Source organism: Micromonospora sp. bgisy143 (genome assembly GCF_057708145.1).
Genome location: NZ_JBYIRN010000002.1, coordinates 467,897 through 485,407 on the forward strand (window position 1 = coordinate 467,897; position 17,511 = coordinate 485,407).

16 protein-coding genes are annotated in these 17,511 nt (G+C 70.9%); 4 read left to right on the forward strand and 12 right to left on the reverse strand.

The features are described 5' to 3' along the window. Positions 1-12: 12 nt before the first annotated feature. Positions 13-345, reverse strand: coding sequence for a hypothetical protein (locus tag AC3EN4_RS05075; RefSeq protein ID WP_435204741.1), 333 nt, complete (start codon positions 343-345; stop codon positions 13-15). Continuing rightward, positions 342-764: a YbaB/EbfC family nucleoid-associated protein gene (locus AC3EN4_RS05080; RefSeq protein WP_435204742.1), complete on the reverse strand. Its 423-nt coding sequence runs from the start codon at positions 762-764 to the stop codon at positions 342-344. Before AC3EN4_RS05080 ends, AC3EN4_RS05075 begins: the two co-directional genes overlap by 4 nt. Positions 765-842: 78 nt before the next feature. On the opposite strand from AC3EN4_RS05080, the gene AC3EN4_RS05085 reads away from it, so the two are divergent. Next, positions 843-2,081, forward strand: coding sequence for an SUKH-3 domain-containing protein (locus AC3EN4_RS05085; RefSeq protein WP_435204743.1), 1,239 nt, complete (start codon positions 843-845; stop codon positions 2,079-2,081). A gap of 77 nt (positions 2,082-2,158) precedes the next feature. After that, complete coding sequence (locus AC3EN4_RS05090) at positions 2,159-3,022, forward strand: hypothetical protein (RefSeq protein ID WP_435204744.1); 864 nt, start codon at positions 2,159-2,161, stop codon at positions 3,020-3,022. A gap of 12 nt (positions 3,023-3,034) precedes the next feature. Here the strand turns inward: AC3EN4_RS05090 and AC3EN4_RS05095 are convergent, their stop codons facing one another. After that, positions 3,035-4,522, reverse strand: coding sequence for an aldehyde dehydrogenase family protein (locus AC3EN4_RS05095; protein ID WP_435204745.1), 1,488 nt, complete (start codon positions 4,520-4,522; stop codon positions 3,035-3,037). Positions 4,523-4,616: 94 nt separating this feature from the next. On the opposite strand from AC3EN4_RS05095, the gene AC3EN4_RS05100 reads away from it, so the two are divergent. Further along, positions 4,617-6,053 carry a gamma-aminobutyraldehyde dehydrogenase gene (locus tag AC3EN4_RS05100; protein WP_435204746.1) on the forward strand — a complete coding sequence of 479 codons (1,437 nt, stop codon included), beginning with the start codon at positions 4,617-4,619 and terminating at the stop codon, positions 6,051-6,053. Positions 6,054-6,056: 3 nt separating this feature from the next. Beyond that, a complete protein-coding gene (gene gabT / locus AC3EN4_RS05105) occupies positions 6,057-7,328 on the forward strand; it encodes a 4-aminobutyrate--2-oxoglutarate transaminase (protein WP_435204747.1) in 1,272 nt (423 codons plus the stop codon). Between the two features lie 90 nt (positions 7,329-7,418). On the opposite strand, the gene AC3EN4_RS05110 is transcribed toward gabT, so the two are convergent. From AC3EN4_RS05110 to AC3EN4_RS05150, 9 genes are all read right to left on the reverse strand, one after another. After that, the gene (locus AC3EN4_RS05110; protein WP_435204748.1) at positions 7,419-8,084 is read right to left on the reverse strand and encodes an RlpA-like double-psi beta-barrel domain-containing protein; all 666 of its coding nucleotides are present in this window, start codon (positions 8,082-8,084) and stop codon (positions 7,419-7,421) included. 207 nt (positions 8,085-8,291) lie between these two features. After that, positions 8,292-9,137, reverse strand: a complete 846-nt coding sequence (locus AC3EN4_RS05115; protein ID WP_435204749.1) for a DUF559 domain-containing protein — start codon at positions 9,135-9,137, stop codon at positions 8,292-8,294. A gap of 288 nt (positions 9,138-9,425) precedes the next feature. Then, on the reverse strand, positions 9,426-10,187 hold the full coding sequence (locus AC3EN4_RS05120; protein WP_435204860.1) for a G5 domain-containing protein: 762 nt from the start codon (positions 10,185-10,187) through the stop codon (positions 9,426-9,428). Between the two features lie 386 nt (positions 10,188-10,573). Continuing rightward, positions 10,574-11,785 carry a saccharopine dehydrogenase family protein gene (locus AC3EN4_RS05125; RefSeq protein WP_435204750.1) on the reverse strand — a complete coding sequence of 404 codons (1,212 nt, stop codon included), beginning with the start codon at positions 11,783-11,785 and terminating at the stop codon, positions 10,574-10,576. Next, a complete protein-coding gene (locus AC3EN4_RS05130) occupies positions 11,785-13,275 on the reverse strand; it encodes an NAD(P)/FAD-dependent oxidoreductase (RefSeq protein WP_435204751.1) in 1,491 nt (496 codons plus the stop codon). The genes AC3EN4_RS05125 and AC3EN4_RS05130 overlap by 1 nt, the downstream gene beginning before the upstream one ends. Beyond that, complete coding sequence (locus AC3EN4_RS05135) at positions 13,272-14,108, reverse strand: ABC transporter permease (RefSeq protein WP_422738406.1); 837 nt, start codon at positions 14,106-14,108, stop codon at positions 13,272-13,274. Before AC3EN4_RS05135 ends, AC3EN4_RS05130 begins: the two co-directional genes overlap by 4 nt. After that, positions 14,109-15,017, reverse strand: coding sequence for an ABC transporter permease (locus tag AC3EN4_RS05140; RefSeq protein ID WP_435204752.1), 909 nt, complete (start codon positions 15,015-15,017; stop codon positions 14,109-14,111). Beyond that, positions 15,014-16,165 carry an ABC transporter ATP-binding protein gene (locus AC3EN4_RS05145; protein ID WP_435204753.1) on the reverse strand — a complete coding sequence of 384 codons (1,152 nt, stop codon included), beginning with the start codon at positions 16,163-16,165 and terminating at the stop codon, positions 15,014-15,016. Before AC3EN4_RS05145 ends, AC3EN4_RS05140 begins: the two co-directional genes overlap by 4 nt. Before the next feature lie 5 nt (positions 16,166-16,170). Continuing rightward, entirely contained in the window at positions 16,171-17,355 is a 1,185-nt protein-coding gene (locus tag AC3EN4_RS05150; protein WP_435204754.1) for a polyamine ABC transporter substrate-binding protein, read from the reverse strand. Between the last annotated feature and the right edge of the window lie 156 nt (positions 17,356-17,511).

Consider the following 17,511-nt stretch of genomic DNA (forward strand, 5'->3'; position numbering starts at 1 on the left):
ATCGGCCCGTCGTCAGCGCTGGTCGGCGGTGCCGTCGAGCCGGACGGCGCTGCTCTGGTCGGTCCGCATGCTCGCGTCGACCGCGCTGACCACGTCGGTGCCCAACTCGGTGAGGCGCTGCCCGACGCCCGACCAGGCACGCAGCACGGTCTGCTCGATGCCCCGGTAGCTCCGCTCGAACGCCGCGCCGATGTCGTCCCGCCCCCACGGACGGGTGCCGCTGGCGGCCTCGATCTCGCCGCCCTCCGCCGCCCGTCGGGCAGTCACCGCCTCGCCGGAGAGGGCCAGGTCCGCGCCGCCGCGCCGGGCCCGGGACGCGTCCAGCCAGAGCTGCCCGTCGGTCACGCCGGCCCCCCGCGACGGCCGAGTACGGCGTCGGCACGGCCGAGCAACGTGCCGAAGTCACCGGTACGCAGGAAGTCCGCCGAGCCGGCACCGGCCGGCATGGTCTCGGCGACGAGGTCCTGGGTGGCCTGGGCCGCGGCGGCCACAGCCGCCCGGATCGTCTCGGTGATCTTCCGGCTCAGCGCCTCGGCGTCGCGGACCCGGTAGACGGCCGGGGCGAGGACGACCTCGATGACCTGACCCTGCGCGCCGACGGTCGCCGTGACGTGACCATCCGGCGAGCGGCGGGTCACCCGTAGCTCGGCGAGCCGCGCCGCAAGAGTGTCCAAACCGGACCTGAGCTGCTGGTACTGGCCGTACACATCGTCGAATCGGGCTCGTAGCTCGCGATTGGCGTCCCGTTCCACGCGTTCGCTCACCGCCGCTCCTCCCGTCACCGTCGGTATCCAAGACCATACCGGCCGCCATCGATCCGTGTAGTCCGGTAGTTTCGATGTGTGATCGACCGTCAGCAGGCCGAGCAGCTCGCGTCCGCCTGGGCTCGGCGCGACTCACAGCGCCTCGGCCACGAGTGCACCCCGGTCGTCGACGAGTTCGACCTCGGCTTCGTGGTCACCTCGATCGTGTCGAGCGGCGCGCGGGCGATCCCCGGCGACCTGCCGACGACCGTCATCGACAAGCGCACCGGCACGGTCACCACCTGGCCCCGGGTGCCGGCCGCGGTGGTGGCGGACCTGTACCGGCGCAGCCAGCCGAGCGGACCGACCGCACCGCGCACGGTCGACGCGTCGAGCCTGCTGATCCGGGAGATCCATCGGGGTCCGACGCCGAACACGGTGGCGCACCTGACCCTCGACGGTCGCATCTGGACGGCCCAGGGCACGAGAGGACCGGCGACCCTGAACCACCATCCGCTGGTGCGCGCGTACCTGGACGAGAGGCCGCCCGGCGAGTTGGTGCGCGGCGTCGAGTGTCACGCCGAGCTGATCGTGGTCTCCGACGTGCTGCACGAGTACGACCACCGGCGGGCCGCCGAGGGCATCGAGCCGATGGGGCGGGCCGAGGCCGCCGCGCTGCTGGACGCCGCCCGCTTCGAGATCTTCCGGATCCGTGAACCGGGCGACCCGGCCGGCGGGGCCGCCGAACTGCCCTGCGACTCGTGCATCGCGTTCCTGGTACGCGCCAACGTCCTGCCGGAGGCGGCACGGGCCTACACCGAGACGTGGCTCGCCCCGACCGCGCCCGATCCCGACCCGGGGCGCTTCCCACCCGCGGTGGCGAACGCGCTGGTGGCGGCGGGATGGCGACCGCACATCGGTGACCAGATCATGGCGGCGGCCGGGGTACGGGACGTCACCGCCGTGCCCGGGAGGACGCACCGGCACGAGGCCTTCCCGGCCGCCGTGGAGGCGCTGACCGCGTTTCCCAGCCTGGTCGGCGCCCGGCGTGGTCCGGGCGAGCAGGTGTGGATATCCCGTTTCGACATCCGTCCGCACCTGATCGCGCACACCGCCGACACGCTCGCCGACCTCGGCGCGGTGCTCGGCGTACGGCTCTTCCCGATCGGCACCGAGCAGCAGGACAGCATCCTCGCCGTCGACGAGCGGGGCCGGGTCTTCGCTCTCGACCAGGCCGGCGACTGGTTCCTCGGCGACAGCATCGACGCCGCGCTCACCACGTTGCTGCTCGGCCGCGCCCCCGCACGAGTGCGCGACGACGGCACCTGGACGAGTTGATATTGACCGATACACTCTTCTCGCCTCGCCCCTAGAGAAGAGACACCGAATTGACGAAACTATCGAGCGTCGCCACCGTGCTCGCACTCTCCGTCGGCATCGCCCTCGCCCCGGCCGCGGCTGCCTCCGCTGCTACCGACCGGAGTGGGGCGGTCCGGTTGGACATCCCCAACAGCAGTGCGTGCAAGGCCGGTCGCACGGTCATGCAGGGCATGGTGGCGGGGCCGGGCGGCCAGCTCTACATCGTCTTCACGAAGGCGGCCGGCGCGGAGCCGGTCCTGTCCCGGTGGCTGCGGGACGGCTCGACCTGGGACGGCGCCAGCTGGGTCTGCTCCGGGGCCCCGACCTCCATTCCGACCCTCAGCCACGGCAACGACCTCGCCTACAACGCGAACTACCTGGGCCTGGGACCGGCCCTGATTGCCGCCCAGGGAAGCCAGTCGGCGTTCCTGAGCGACAAGGTGACGATCATTCGCCTGAACGCCGACGGCGCGATCGGCACGACCAGTGAGGTGCGTCTGCCGATCGGCAACATCAGCGGGTTCTGCTACAGCGCGACGGCTGCCGGCGGTGCCGGCAAGTATGCGGCCCGCCGGTTGGGCAGCCTGTGGACCCATCCCGGCGCCGGCGCGCTCACCAGTGGCTGGACGCTGGTCAAGAGCAACCTGACGAGTCACGACAATCGTTCCGACCAGGGCATCGACTGCTCGGAGAACTACATCTGGAACACCAAGTCGATCAACACTTCGACGCCCTCGACCGGATGGAACTGGGTGTACCAGTACAACTGGTCGGGTGGCGATGTGGAGAGCGACATCGGAGTCCCGAGCAACAACCTGGTCGACGAGATCGAAGATGTCACCCACGTGGGAAGCGAATTCTTCGTCGGCATCAACCGCAACGACGGGCTCTCCGACACCGTGAAGGTGTTCATCGAATAGAGCTCGCGTCGCCTAGAGGTCGAGCCCGGTCAGCACCATGACGCGCGGTTCGGTGTAGTCGTCCATCGCGCTGCGCAGCCCCTCCCGGCCGACGCCACTGCCCTTCACCCCGCCGTACGGCATCTGGTCCGCCCGGTACGACGGCACGTCGCCGACGATCACGCCGCCCACCTCGAGGACTCGGGCGGCGGCGAAGGCCACGTCCAGCCGCCGGGTGAACACGCCGGCCTGCAAGCCGTACGCCGAATCGTTGACCGCGGCGAACGCGGCCTGGTCGTCGGCGACCGGGGTGACCACCAGTACCGGCCCGAACACCTCCTCGGCGACGACCCGGGCGTCCGCCGGCACGCCGGTGAGGACGGTCGGGGGGTACGACGCGCCGGTGCGGACGCCGCCCACCTCGACCGTCGCGCCGGCCACCACCGCCTCGGACACCCACGCCTCGACCCGGCGGGCCGCGTCCTCGGAGACCATCGGGCCGACGTCGGTCACCTCGGAGGAGGGGTCGCCGGTGCGCAGCGCGCGTACCGCCGCCACCAGGCGGGGCAGGAAGTCGGCGTGCAGCGCGTGGTGCACGTACACCCGCTGCACGGCGATGCACGACTGGCCGGCCTGGTAGTTGGCGAAGGTGGCGATACGCTGCGCCGCGAAGTCCAGGTCGTCGGGGGACGTCCAGTCCGCGCAGAGCACCGCCGCCGCGTTGCCGCCCAGTTCGAGCGTCACGTGCTTCTCCGGTGCCTGCCGCCGGATCGCTGCCCCGACCGGTCCGGACCCGGTGAACGACACGACCGGCAGCTGCGGGTCGGCGACCAGTTCGGCGGCGCGGTCGTTCGGCAGCGGCAGCACCGAGAACATGCCGGCCGGGAGGTCCGTCTCGGCCAGCAGTTCGCCGAGCAGCAGCGCGGACAGCGGCGTCGCCGGGGCCGGCTTGACGATGATCGGCGCGCCGACCGCGATGGCCGGGGCGACCTTGTGCGCGACCAGGTTGAGCGGGAAGTTGAACGGCGCGATGCCGAGCACCGGCCCCCGGGGGACCCGTCGGACCAGGGCGATCCGGCCGGTGGCGGCCGGATCGGTGTCGAGCCGTTGCAGGTCACCGGAGAAGCGTCGGGCCTCCTCGGCGGCCCACCGGAAGGTGGAGACCGCCCGCCCCACCTCGGCGCGCGCCCACTTCACCGGCTTGCCGTTCTCGGCGGTGATCAGAGCCGTGACCTCGTCGGCCCGCTCGGCGAGCCGCCGGGAGACGTGGTCCAGGGCCGCCGCGCGGGCGTGCGCGGGCAGGGCCGCGGCCTGCGCGGCCACCCCGGCCGCTGCCGCGACAGCGGCCTCGACCTGGTCGGGCGTGGCAAAGGTGGTACGCCCCACCGCGCGACCGTCGTACGGGTGGTGCACGGTCAACTCGCCCGCGCCGGAGGCGGGACGGGAGGCGACAAAGAAGGGTGTGGGCTCCACGCCGTGCAGCGTAGACGGAACAGCAGTCGACGGAAACAGTCGCCGCATCCCTTGTCTGCTGCGGATTCAGTAGCGAAGATGTCAGACAGATTGCGAGAACCGCCGCAGACTCACCCCCGGCCCCCCTCGGAGTGATCCCGTCATGAGTGACCAGCAGCAGCTGCGCAACTTCGTCAACGGCTCCTACGTCGACCCGGCCGACGGCGGCTACGCCGACCTCGTCGACCCCTGCACCGGGGAGGTGTTCGCGCAGGCGCCGGTCTCCGGCCCGGCCGACGTCGACGCGGCGATGAACGCCGCCGCAACCGCCTTCGAGAGCTGGCGGGAGGTCACCCCCGCCGAGCGGCAGAGGGCGCTGCTCAAGCTCGCCGACGCGGTGGAGGCGCGGGCCGCCGAGCTGGTCGACGCCGAGGTACGCAACACCGGCAAGCCCCGCCAGCTCACCGCCGAGGAGGAGCTGCCCCCGGCGGTCGACGAATTCCGGTTCTTCGCCGGGGCCGCCCGGCTGCTGGAGGGGCGCTCGGCCGGGGAGTACCTGGCCGGGCACACCTCGTACGTGCGGCGCGAGCCGATCGGGGTCTGCGCCCAGGTGACCCCGTGGAACTACCCGCTGATGATGGCGATCTGGAAGATCGCCCCGGCGCTGGCGGCCGGCAACACGGTCGTCCTGAAGCCGTCGGACACCACGCCGGTGTCGACGCTGCTGCTCGCCGAGATCGCCGCCGAGTTCTTCCCGCCGGGGGTGTTCAACGTGGTCTGCGGCGACCGCGACACCGGTCGTACCCTCGTCTCCCACCCGACCCCGCAGCTCGTGTCGATCACCGGCTCGACCCGCGCGGGCATGGAGGTGGCCGCCGCGGCGGCCCCCGACCTCAAGCGCACCCACCTGGAGCTGGGCGGCAAGGCCCCGGTGGTGGTCTTCGACGACGCCGACGTGGCGGCGGCGGCCGAGGCCATCGCGGTCGGCGGCTACTTCAACGCCGGGCAGGACTGCACGGCGGCGACCCGGGTGCTGGCCGGTCCCGGCGTCCACGACGACTTCGTGGCGGCGCTCACCGAGCAGGCCCGCGCCACGAAGACCGGCGCCCCGGACGACGCCGACGTGCTCTACGGCCCGCTGAACAACGCCAACCAGCTCGCCCGGGTCAGCGGCTTCGTCGACCGGTTGCCCGACCACGCGGCGATCCAGACCGGCGGCGCCCGGCAGGGCGAGCGCGGCTACTTCTACACGCCCACCGTCGTGTCCGGGCTGCGCCAGGCCGACGAGATCATCCAGGACGAGGTGTTCGGCCCGGTCATCACGGTGCAGCGCTTCTCCGACGAGGACGAGGCGGTGCGCTGGGCCAACGGCGTCGACTACGGCCTGTCCGCGTCGGTCTGGACCCGCGACCACGGCCGGGCGATGCGGATGACCCGGCGGCTCGACTTCGGCTGCGTCTGGGTCAACACGCACATCCCGTTCGTGTCCGAGATGCCGCACGGCGGGTTCAAGCACTCCGGGCACGGCAAGGACCTGTCGGTCTACAGCCTGGAGGACTACACCCGGATCAAGCACGTTATGCACAACATCGAGGTGTGAGCCATGGCCACTTCTGACGAGTTGCACAAGCGGCGGGGCAGCGCGGTCGCCCGCGGGATCGGCAGCGTCATCGCATCCTATGTGGACACCGCCGCGGGCGGGACGATCACCGACGTCGACGGGCGGGAGTGGATCGACTTCGCCGCCGGCATCGCGGTGACAAGCGTCGGGAACTCCGCGCCGAAGGTGGTCGAGGCCGTCCGCGCGCAGGTCGAACGGTTCACCCACACGTGCTTCATGGTCGCGCCGTACGAGTCGTACGTGGCGGTGTGCGAGCAGCTCAACGCGTTGACGCCGGGCGGGTTCGAGAAACGGTCGGCGCTGTTCAACTCCGGTGCCGAGGCGGTGGAGAACGCTGTCAAAATCGCGCGGCACGCCACGGGACGACCGGCGGTGGTGGTCTTCGACCACGCGTACCACGGCCGGACCAACCTGACCATGGCGTTGACCGCGAAGAACATGCCGTACAAGCACCGGTTCGGGCCGTTCGCCGGAGAGATCTACCGGGTGCCGATGTCGTACCCGCTGCGCGACGGCGGGCTCTCCGGCGTCGAGGCGGCCGCACGCGCCATCGAGATGGTCGAGAAGCAGGTCGGCGCGGAGAACGTCGCCGCGCTGCTCATCGAGCCGATCCAGGGCGAGGGCGGTTTCGTCGTACCCGCGCCGGGTTTCCTGCCCGCGCTGCGCGACTGGGCGACGGCCGCCGGGGTGGTCTTCGTCGCCGACGAGATCCAGACCGGCTTCTGCCGGACCGGCGACTGGTTCGCCTGCCAGCACGAGGGCGTCGAACCCGACCTGGTGACCCTCGCCAAGGGCATCGCCGGCGGGCTGCCCCTCGCGGCGGTGACCGGCCGGGCGGAGCTGATGGACGCGGTGCACGTGGGCGGGCTCGGCGGCACGTACGGCGGCAACCCGATCGCCTGCGCCGCCGCGCTGGCCACCATCGAGACCATGCACGAGCAGGACCTGGCCGGCGCGGCCCGCCGGATCGAATCGGTGCTGGCCCCTCGCCTGCGGGCCATCGCCGAGCGGGACTCCCGGGTCGCCGAGGTACGCGGGCGCGGCGCGATGCTCGCCGTGGAACTGGTTCAGCCCGGGACCCTCGTTCCTGACCCGAGCGCCACGGCGGCCATCTCGGCGGCGTGCCACGCCGCCGGCCTGCTCACCCTGACCTGCGGCACGTACGGCAACGTGCTGCGCTTCCTCCCGCCGCTGGTCATCTCCGACGCGGACCTCATCCGGGGCGCCGACATCCTCGACGCGGCGTTCGAGTGACGCCCGTGGCGGGGCCCGATCCGGACCCCGGCACAACGTCCGGCGGCGCTGACGCCGTCGAGAGGCCCGCATCGGGCCCCTCGACCCACGTCAGCGCAGCACTTCGACGGTGTTGTTGCGGACCAGGTTCTTGCCCGGCTCGCGGATCTGGTCCATCGCCGCGGTGTTGAGCAGCACGCAACTGCCCGACGGGCCGGTCACCGTCACCGTGGTCGCCCGGTTGTTGTCCAGGTTCGTCACCCGCAACCGCGTACCCACGGGGAACCGCCCGCTGGTCGCCGCCGGGGCAGCGTTCTCCGCAAAGAAGGTGATCGCGCCGGAGCAGGCCGAGCCGGGCACCGGACGCGACGCGGCGGGCGAGGCGGCGCCGGGGCGTACCCCACCGGGGGCGGGCTGGGCGGCCGCGCCGTCCAGCCGCTCCACCACGTTGCGGCGGATCACGTTCTTGCCCGGTTCGCGCACCAGCTCCATGGCGGCGGCGTTGAGCAGCACACAACTCCCCGACGGGCCGGTCACCGTCACCGTGGCCGTACGGTTGTTGTCCAGGTTGGTCACCCGCAGCCGGGTACCCACCGGGAACCTGTCACTTGTCGCCGCCGGCGCTCCACCCTCCGCCGAGAACGTCACCGAGCCGGAGCAGGCGGACGACCGTGCCGGAGCGGTGTCGGCGAACCCGAACCCGGTCCCCACCGCCACCCCGGCGGCGGCAACCACCGCCACGGTCGCCGCCAGCACATGCTTCCGCTGAACCCTCATCGCCGTAACTCCCGCCCTAGCCAACGTCCGTCACCCCCTGATACGAAAACAACCCCCCAACCGTTCACCCCCCGCCCCCGCGCCCCCGCCCCGCGCCCCGCCCCCCGCTCTCGCCGATCTTGCACTTTGTGTTGTTGAAATGTCGCTCTTGTGGGTATTAGTCGCCACAGAAAGTGCAAGATCGGCGAGGTCGGAACGCGCTAGGGGTCACGAGAGGGCTCCGCGGACTGTGGCTTTGACGTAGTCGGGACGGCGGTAGAGGTCACGGTCGGTGAAGTAGCGCATTCGCCAGCCCGACGCGTCCAGCCAGTTGACCCGCTCCCGGTCGTGTCGAAGACGATCGCGGTCCAGGTGCGACAGACCGTCGTACTCCACGCCGACTCGCCGCTCCCGGTATCCGAGGTCGAGCCGGTAGAGCGGGATGCCGAATCCATCGGTGACCCACAGCTGCGGCTCGGGCGCGGGTAGCCCTCCGTCAACCAGGATCAGTCGCAACTGACTCTCCTGCCGACATTCGGCCCGGCCGTCAGCCAGCAGTATGAGCTGGCGGGCCTGCCGTACCCCGCGCAACGCGTCGTGAGCGGAAACCTCCGCCAGCAGGTCATCCTGGCTCACCGCGCCGGACCGGAGCGCCGCGTCGAGCACCGGCAGCGCGTCGAGCCGCCGAACGGCACGCGCCAGGTCCACCGCACACCGGGCCGCCGGCACGCAGGGCAGGCCGCCGACGAGCACCGGCCGAACAGACAGAACCGACCGGTGTACGACGACCCCGGGCAGCCGAGGCTTCGGCACATTCGCGGGCAGCTGGATATGCACCAGGTCCTCCCGCAAGACGCCGAAGCCGTGCCTGCGGGCGGCACTCTGCCGGGTCAACATGGCCCCGTCGGGGAGGCGCAGCATCAGCGCCCGTAGCAGGTCATCGTCGTCGCAGGACTCAGCTGCGTACACGCCCCTGCGGACCCGCCGAAGCTCCTCGCGGTCGAGCCGAGTGCGGATCCGCGCGACGGTGAGCTCCCGCATCAGGGCATCCGTACGCCACAACTGAACAGTCATGCCGAAAGGCTGGCCGCCTACCGGTCACAAACGCCGCCCCGCCCCCACAACCTGTGGACAACAAAGCCCTCTGTGGAAAACCCCCACCCCACACCCGCACGTGCTAAGCCGCCAGCCCTCACGCCCCCGGCCCCCGCCCCACCCTCCGCCCCACCCCCCGCGCCGATCTTGCACTTTCTGTTGTCGATACGCCCCGCTTTGACGCGGATTGTGACCGCAGAAAGTGCAAGATCGACGGGGGGCGGGGACGGGGGCGGGGACGGGGGACGGGACTAAGGGCGGGGAGGGTTAGTCGCAGCCGTAGCCGTCGTTGTCGCGGTCCAGGTCGTAGATGTCTTCGCCGATGACTTTGACGGTGCCGCGGACGTAGGCGGGCCCGTTCCCGGAGCCGGGCAAGCAGTCGACGTCGCTGGCTATCGGGACGCAGGGGCTGTAGTTCGGGTCGCAGTTGGACTTCTTCTTCGTGCCGACGGCGACGACCTCGGTGACCGGCTGCTTCGTCACGGTGGACGTGACCAGCTTCTTGCCGGTCTGCACACCGTCGGTGGTGGTCACCTCGTAGGTCAGCGTCCGTACGCCGTCCACGCCCTTCGTGCGGACGACCCGCTTGCCCTCGGCCAGCGAGGCGTCCTTGACGGTGCGCGAACCGTGCCGGATAGCAGAACGCTCGGTCACCGTCGTCACCCGCACCACCGGCGCGGGCGCGGCACTCGAGGGCGCCGCGCTGGAGGGCACGGGGCTGGAGGGTGCCGGCTCGGCCGACTGGGCTTCGGCGAGCGCGTCAGGTGTCGGTTCGGCGGGCGCCGCGGCGATGGGTCGTTGCGCCTCGTCGGCGGCGGTGGCCGTGCTCTTCGGGTCCGGATCGCCGGTCAGCGCGCCGACGATGGCGGTACCGGCGCAGCAGAGCAGCAGGACGGAGAGCAGCACCGAACCGACAATCACTGCGGCGCGGCGGCCCGGGCTGGCACGGCGGAACCAGTTCGGGGCGGCGGATGGCTGCGGTCCGGGGCCGTACGGCAGCGGATGCCCCGGCCCGGGTGGTGGTTGCATCGTCACGCGGAGAAGTGTCGTCGCCACCACTGTCCGCAATATCCACCGTCGCGCTGGTTGCCTGCGCCGTTCGCCTGGCGTCGATCAATCGGTGGGCGCGACCTGCGTCGCCGACCGAGTCGGCGGGGTGACAAGTCGACAGGTCGACTGGCCGTTAGGCCCGTCGAGCCGGGGCCAATAGTGCGGCCACCCGCCCACAAAATACCCGCCAAACGACCAAATCCCGCACTCCCACAAACCACCCCCCAGAACCCCAGCCCAACCCCCGAGAAACCTGTCAGCAAGCCGTCACCCACCACCCCAGCCCCGCCGATCTTGCACTTGCTGTCGAGGTTATGCCCGATAAGCGAGTGATGCCCCCACAGAAAGTGCAAGATCGACGCAGGTCAGGGGGTGGGGGTTTCGCGGAGACCCCAGGGGGATCCGTAGTTCGTGAGCAGGTCTAGGAAGGGCACCGGGGGTAGGGCTTCGGGGCCCAGGACTCCTACGCCGGTCCAGACGCCGGTGGCGAGCAGTTCCAGCGCCACCACCGGGTTGACCGCGGTCTGCCAGACGACCGCCTGGTGGCCGTACTCGCTCATCGACCACTCGTTGTCGACCACGTGGTAGAGGTAGACCTCCCGGGGCCGTCCGTCCGGGCCCAGCCCGCGTACCCAGGTGCCGGCGCAGGTCTTGCCGCGCATCCGCGTCCCGAGGGTGGCCGGGTCGGGCAGGCAGGCCGCCACCACGTCGCGCGGGGACACGTCGACCCCGCGGATCCGCACCGGGGAGACACCGTCCAGGCCGACCTTGTGCAGCGTCTTCAGGACGTCGATGAACTCCTCGCCGAGCCCGTACTTGAAGGTGACCCGGCGGGCCTTGACCCAGCGCGGAATGAGGAGCACCTCCTCGTGCTCCACGTTGACGCACTCGACCGGCCCGATCCCCTCGGGGAAGTCGAAGACCTCCGGTTCGCTGAACGGCTCGGTGGTGTACCAGCCGCGGTCGGCCTCCCAGACCACCGGCGGGTTCAGGCACTCCTCGATGGTGGTCCAGATGGAGAACGAGGGCGCGAAGTCGTAGCCGTCGACGGTCAGGTTCGCGCCGTCCCGCACGCCGATCTCGTCGATCTCGCTGAACAGTTCATCGGCGGCGTACCGGGCGAACACGTCGGACAGTCCCGGTTCCACACCGATGCCGGCGAGCGCCAGCCGACCGGCCGCCGCCCAGGCGTCGGCGCGGGCGAACTGCTCGTCGCCGAGCTTCACGCCGGTCTCGGCGTACGGCTGCGACGGGTGCGGGCGGGACAGCGACATCGCCATGTCCAGGTAGTCGGCGCCGGCCGCGAACGCGCCGTCGAAGATGGGCATGACGAAGCGCGGGTCGACGGCGTTGAGGACGTGGGTGATCCGGTGTTCGCGGCACAGCGCGGTAATCGCGTCGGCCGAGGCAGCGTCCACGTGGGCGGCGACGAAGCGGTCGCCGTGCCCGGCCACCGCGCGGGCCGCGCGCTGCGGGTCGTGGTCGGCCACGACCATCGTCTCGAAGAAGGACCGTCGGGCGGCGATGGCTACGGCAGCGGAGCCGACGCCACCGGCGCCGACGAGCAGGACACGCATCAGGAATCAAACCCCAAACCAAGACGATCGAGAGTACGGAGCCACAGGTCGCGTCTGCCCCCACGCGCATCGGCGCGGGCCATCGACCGGCGGGTGAGATTGATGCCGATCGCGCGGACGGGTTCCGGCGGGAACGGCAGGGGCTTGCGGCGGACCAGATCGAGCCGGGTCAACGGGGTGTTCCCGCCGTCCAGCAGGTCGAGAAGCACGCGGGCGGAGAAGCGGGTCGCGCCGACGCCGAGGCCGGTGTACCCGGCGGCGTACGCCAGCCGACCGCCGAAGGCGGTGCCGTAGAACGGGCAGAACCGGGTGCAGGTGTCGATGACACCGCCCCAGCGGTGGCTGAAGCGCACGTCCGCGAGCTGCGGAAACGTGGTGAAGAAGTGCTGTGCGAGGGTGGTGAAGGTGGCCGGGCGCTGTTCCAGTTTCGGGGCGACCCGGTTGCCGTAGTGGTAGACGGCGTCGTAGCCGCCGAAGAGGATCCGCCCGTCGCGGGTGATCCGGTAGTAGTGGAACTGGTTGCCGGTGTCGGCGAGCCCCTGCCGGTTGCGCCAGCCGATCGCGTCGCGCTGCGCCGGGTTGAGCGGCTCGGTCATCAGGACGTGGTCGTAGACGGGCACCACGTACGCGCGCAGCCGGCGCAGCAGCGGCGGAAACGCGTTGGTGGCCAGCACGATCCGGCGGGCGCGGATGACGCCGGGGCGGCCCGGTGCGGGTGCGGCCAGGCCGGCGGGTGCGGCAGGGCCGGCCAGGTCGGCAGAGCGGGCCAGGTCGTCAGGATCGGTGCCGAGGGTGTCCGCCCGCAGCGCGACGCCGTCGGCGCGCAGCCCGGTGACCCGGGTGTGCTCGTGCACGCGTACGCCCGCCTCGACGCAGGCGCGGCGCAGCCCCCAGGCCAGCTTCGCCGGGTCCACCATCGCCACCCGGTCGGCGTCGATCATGCCGCCCAGGTAGGTGGGCGAGTTGACCTCGGCGCGTACCTCGTCGCGGTCGAGCAGGCGCACCCGGTGGCCGTACCGGCGGGCCAGCTCCGCGTCGGCGGCGAGCCCGTCGAGCTGGTACGGCTCGACGGCGACGGCCAGCTCGCCGGTGCGCTCGAAGTCGCAGTCGATGCCGAACTCCGCGACGGTGTCGGCGATGTCGTCGAGGTTTTGCCGGCCCAGGCGTTCCAGCTCGCCGATCTCGTCGGGGAACCGGTCCACGCCGTTGGCGAGGCCGTGGGTGAGCGAGGCGGCGCAGAACCCGCCGTTGCGCCCGGAGGCGGCCCATCCGCAGGTCCCGGCGTCGACGAGGAGCACGTCCCGGTGCGGGTCGGCGCGCTTGGCCTCCAGGGCGGCCCAGAGCCCGCCGTACCCGCCGCCGATGACGAGCAGGTCGGCGGTCTGCGCGCCGACGAGCGGCGGCAGCGGGTCGGGCCGCTCCTTGCGGTCGAGCCAGTACGGCACAGGTGCCGCGTCGGCCAACGCCCGCCCGACACGCGCGGTCGTCACGACGGCCGCCGCGCCTGTGGTGTCGTACCGGCCAGCAGGTTGGCGCGGCGGGCCCGGCGTCCGCGCAGTGAGCTGAGGCCGACCAGCAGCAGCGCGATCGCGAACATCGCGGTGCCGATGACGTTGACCTGCGGCGGGATGCCCCGCTGGGCGGCGCCCCAGACGTACATCGGGAACGTCACGGTCGTACCGGCGTTGAAGTTGGTGATGATGAAGTCGTCGAAGCTCAACGAGAAGGCCAGCAGCGCGGCGGCCACGATGCCGGGCAGCACCAGCGGCAGGGTGATCCGCCGGAAGGTCTGCCACTCGCTGGCGTAGAGGTCCATGGCGGCCTCCTCCAGCCGCCGGTCCATCCCGGCGAGCCGCGCCTTCACGGTGACCACCACGAACGACACGCAGAACATGACGTGCGCGATCACGATGGTCCAGAAGCCCTGCGGTACCCCGGCCGAGACGAACAGGGCCAGCAGCGACGTGCCCATCACCAGCTCCGGCGTCGCCATCGGCAGGAAGATCAGCACGTTGACGCCGGCCCGTCCCCGGAAGCGGTGCCGGACCAGCGCGAACGCCATCAACGTGCCGAGCACGGTGGAGACGACCGTGGCGAGGAATCCGATCTGGACGCTGCGCACGACCGCGTCGCACATGTCCGAGGTGGCGCAGGGCTGCCGCCAGTTGTCGAGCGTGAACTCGTTGAAGTCGTACGACAGGCGGCTCGACGGGCGGTTGAACGACAGCCCCGCCACCACCAGGATCGGCAGCGACAGGTAGCCGAGCACCAGCAGCGCCACGATCATCACCCAGCGATCGGCCAGCCAGCGGGAGAGTCGCATCTAGAGCACCTCCTCCGTGCCAGCCCGGCGCAGGTAGCCGAAGACCACCGCGAGGATCGCCGCCATCAGCAGGAACGACAGGGCGGCACCCTGCGGGTAGTCCAGCCGGACCAGGAACGCCGAGTCGATGACGTTGCCGACCATGTACTCGTTGGGCGTGCCGAGCAGTTCGGCGTTGATGTAGTCACCGCTGGCCGGGATGAAGAACAGCAGCGTGCCGGCGACCAGGCCGGGCATGGACAGCGGCAGGGTCACCCGCCGGAACGCCTGCACCGGGCTCGCGTACAGGTCGGTAGCCGCCTCCAGCAGCCGGGGGTCCAGCCGCTCCAGGCTCGCGTACAGCGGCAGCACCAGGAACGGCAGGAAGTTGTACGTCAGACCGAGCACCACCGCGAACGGCGTGGCCAGCAGCCGACCGTCCGACGCGAGCAGGTGCACGTCGCGCAGCAGGCCGACGAGCGGGCCGTTGTCCGACAGGATCGTCTTCCAGGCCAGCGTACGGACCAGGAAGCTGGTGAACATCGGCGCGACCACGCACACCAGCAGCAGGTTCTTCCACCGGCCCGCCTTCTGCGCGATGGCGTACGCCAACGGATAGCCCAGCAGCAGCGCCACCACCAGGGCCAGCCCGGCGTAGCCGAACGAGCGCAGCAGCTGCGGCCAGTACGCCTGCACCACGTCCGGGTAGTTGCCGAACGCCCAGGTCATCGCGTACCCGGTGGAGAGCGAGCCGCTGGGGTCGTACAGGCTCGCCGCGGCGAGCTGCACCAGCGGCACACCGAAGAAGATGAGCAGCCAGGCCGCGCCGGGCAACAGCAGCAGGTACGGCAGGAGGCGGTACCGCCCGGACCGGGCCGCCGGTGGCGCGGGCGGCGGCTGGCCCGCTTTGCTGGGCGCCAGGAGGGTCACGACGACGCACCCACCGGCTCGTCGAACACCGGTGCCGTCCGGTCGGCGTCGGCGGCGTCCCGGGGCAGCAGGAACGCGTGCTCCGGATCCCAGTACGCCACGGCCTCGGCGCCGACCGGCATCCGCGTCGCGGTACCGCTGTTGGCGGCGAAGACCGTCAGTTCGGTGCCCCAGCCGGTGCGCAACAGGTACTGGGTGCTGACGCCCACGTAGGAGGCGTCGGTGACCACACCGGTGACGTGTTGGTGTCCGTCGGGCACCTGGTCGGCGGAGCCGACCAGATGCAGTTTCTCCGGGCGTACCCCCAGGTGAACCGGACCACGGTCGGCGCGCGACCGGCCGGCGGGCACCGAGAAGCGCGAACCGTGCGCCGTCACCGCGACCTCGCCGCCGCTCGTGCCGGCGGCCTCCCCGGCGAGAAGGTTGGACTGGCCGAGGAAGTTCGCCACGAACGCGGTGGCCGGGAACTCGTAGATGTCGACCGGAGCGCCCTGCTGCTCGATCCGGCCGGCGTTCATCACCGCGACGGTGTCGGCCATGGTCATGGCCTCCTCCTGGTCGTGGGTGACGTGCACGAAGGTGATGCCGACCTCGGTCTGGATGCGCTTCAGCTCGATCTGCATCTGCCGGCGCAGCTTCAGGTCGAGCGCGCCCAGCGGCTCGTCCAGCAGCAGCACCTGCGGCTTGTTGATCAGTGCGCGGGCCAGCGCGACCCGCTGCTGCTGGCCGCCGGAGAGCTGGGCCGGGCGGCGCGGGCCGAAACCGTCGAGCTGCACCAGCGACAGCATCCGCCGGACCTCGTCGTCGACCGCGCGGATGCCGCGCCGACGCAGCCCGAAGGCCACGTTCTCGAAGATGGTGAGGTGCGGAAAGAGCGCGTAGCTCTGGAAGACCGTGTTGACCGGCCGTTTGTACGGCCGCAGCCGAGCGATGTCGCTGTCGCCGAGCAGCACCTGACCGCTCGTCGGCTCCTCCAGCCCGGCGATCATCCGCAGGGTGGTGGTCTTGCCGCAGCCGGACGCGCCCAGCAGCGCGAAGAACGAGCCCTGCGGAATCGTCAGGCTGAGGTCGTCGACGGCGGTGAAGATGCCGAACCGCTTGGTGAGGTTGGCCAGGCGCAGGTCGCCGGCGGGTGTCTCGCGCGCCATCCTCGTCACGCCCCGATGACCTGCTGGAACTTGCCCTCGTACTCCTTCTCCTGCTTCTCGTCCAGGGCCATGAAGACCTTCGACTTCGCCAGCAGCGCGTCGTCGGGGAAGATCAGCGGGTTGGCGGCCAACTCCGGGTCGATCTTCTCCATCTCGGCCTGGGCGCCCTTGACCGGGCAGATGTAGTTGACGTACGCGGCGAGCTTCGCGGCCACGGCCGGCTCGTAGTAGTAGTTGATCAGCGCCTCGGCGTTGCCCTTGTGGCTGGCCTTGTTGGGCACCATCATGTTGTCGCTGTAGAGCATCACGCCGGAGTCGGGCGCGACGAACCGCACCTTGGCGTTCTCACTGGAGAGCTGGATGACGTCCCCGGACCAGCCGATGCACGCGGCGATGTCGCCCTTGGCCAGGTCGGGTGCGTAGTCGTTGCCGGTGAACTTGCGAATCTGCCCGGAGTCGACGGCCTTCTTGAGCTTGTTGAGCGCGTCGTCGAACTGGGCGGACGTGAAGTTCGACGGATCGTGCCCGTTCGCGCCGAGCAGCAGACCCATCGTGTCGCGCATCTCGCTGAGCGCCGTCACCTTGCCCTTGAGGTCGGCGCGGGTCAGCAGCTCGTCGACGGTGCGCAGCTCCTTGGTGACGCTGCCGTTGTACGCCAACCCGGCCAGGCCGGACTGCCACGGGATCGAGATCCGGTTCTCGGTGTCGAAGGGACGCTTGAGCAGGGACGGCAACAGGTTCGCCTGGACGTTCGGGATCTTCGCCGGGTCGAGCTTCTGGATCCAGCCGAGCCGGATCATCCGCGCCGCCATCCAGTCGGTCAGCACGATGATGTCCCGGTCGGTGCTCTGGCAGGCGGCCAACTGGTTCTGCACCTTGCCGAAGAACTCGTTGTTGTCGTTGATGTCCTCGGTGTAGGTCACCTGGATGCCGGTCTTCGTGATGAACTCGTCCAGGCTCGGCCGCTTGGACTCGTCCTTCTCGTCGACGTCCATGTACTGCGGCCAGTTGGAGAAGGCGAGCTTCTTCTCGGTGCCGGACAGGTCCTCGCTGACGCAGCCGGCCTCGGTCTGCTGGGCGCCCTTGGTGCCACAGCCGGCGAGGCTGCCGCCCGCCGCGAGCAGGGCGGCCGAACCGAGGGTGCCGGTGAGCAGTCCACGCCGGGAGAGGGGCCGGAGGGGAGTACGCATGACGACTCCTAGGGGGGTCATCGTCGGCGGCGGGACGGGGAGGCACGCCGGCGGGAATGTCGGGAGGGTCAGGTGCCAGGGAGCACTGATCCTGACATGAGGAAACCTCCCTTACAAGGGATTCCGTTGCGGGATTAGCAGTTGACGACGAAATAC

Excerpts from the sequence above, each read along its gene's own strand:
- AC3EN4_RS05145 (WP_435204753.1), bottom strand. The coding sequence starts at position 16,165 with ATGGCGCGCGAGACACCCGCCGGCGACCTGCGCCTGGCCAACCTCACC.
- AC3EN4_RS05095 (WP_435204745.1), bottom strand. The coding sequence starts at position 4,522 with ATGCGGCGACTGTTTCCGTCGACTGCTGTTCCGTCTACGCTGCACGGC.
- AC3EN4_RS05115 (WP_435204749.1), bottom strand. The coding sequence starts at position 9,137 with ATGACTGTTCAGTTGTGGCGTACGGATGCCCTGATGCGGGAGCTCACC.
- AC3EN4_RS05150 (WP_435204754.1), bottom strand. The coding sequence starts at position 17,355 with ATGCGTACTCCCCTCCGGCCCCTCTCCCGGCGTGGACTGCTCACCGGC.
- AC3EN4_RS05125 (WP_435204750.1), bottom strand. The coding sequence starts at position 11,785 with ATGCGTGTCCTGCTCGTCGGCGCCGGTGGCGTCGGCTCCGCTGCCGTA.
- AC3EN4_RS05110 (WP_435204748.1), bottom strand. The coding sequence starts at position 8,084 with ATGAGGGTTCAGCGGAAGCATGTGCTGGCGGCGACCGTGGCGGTGGTT.
- gabT (WP_435204747.1), top strand. The coding sequence starts at position 6,057 with ATGGCCACTTCTGACGAGTTGCACAAGCGGCGGGGCAGCGCGGTCGCC.
- AC3EN4_RS05135 (WP_422738406.1), bottom strand. The coding sequence starts at position 14,108 with ATGCGACTCTCCCGCTGGCTGGCCGATCGCTGGGTGATGATCGTGGCG.
- AC3EN4_RS05100 (WP_435204746.1), top strand. The coding sequence starts at position 4,617 with ATGAGTGACCAGCAGCAGCTGCGCAACTTCGTCAACGGCTCCTACGTC.
- AC3EN4_RS05120 (WP_435204860.1), bottom strand. The coding sequence starts at position 10,187 with ATGCAACCACCACCCGGGCCGGGGCATCCGCTGCCGTACGGCCCCGGA.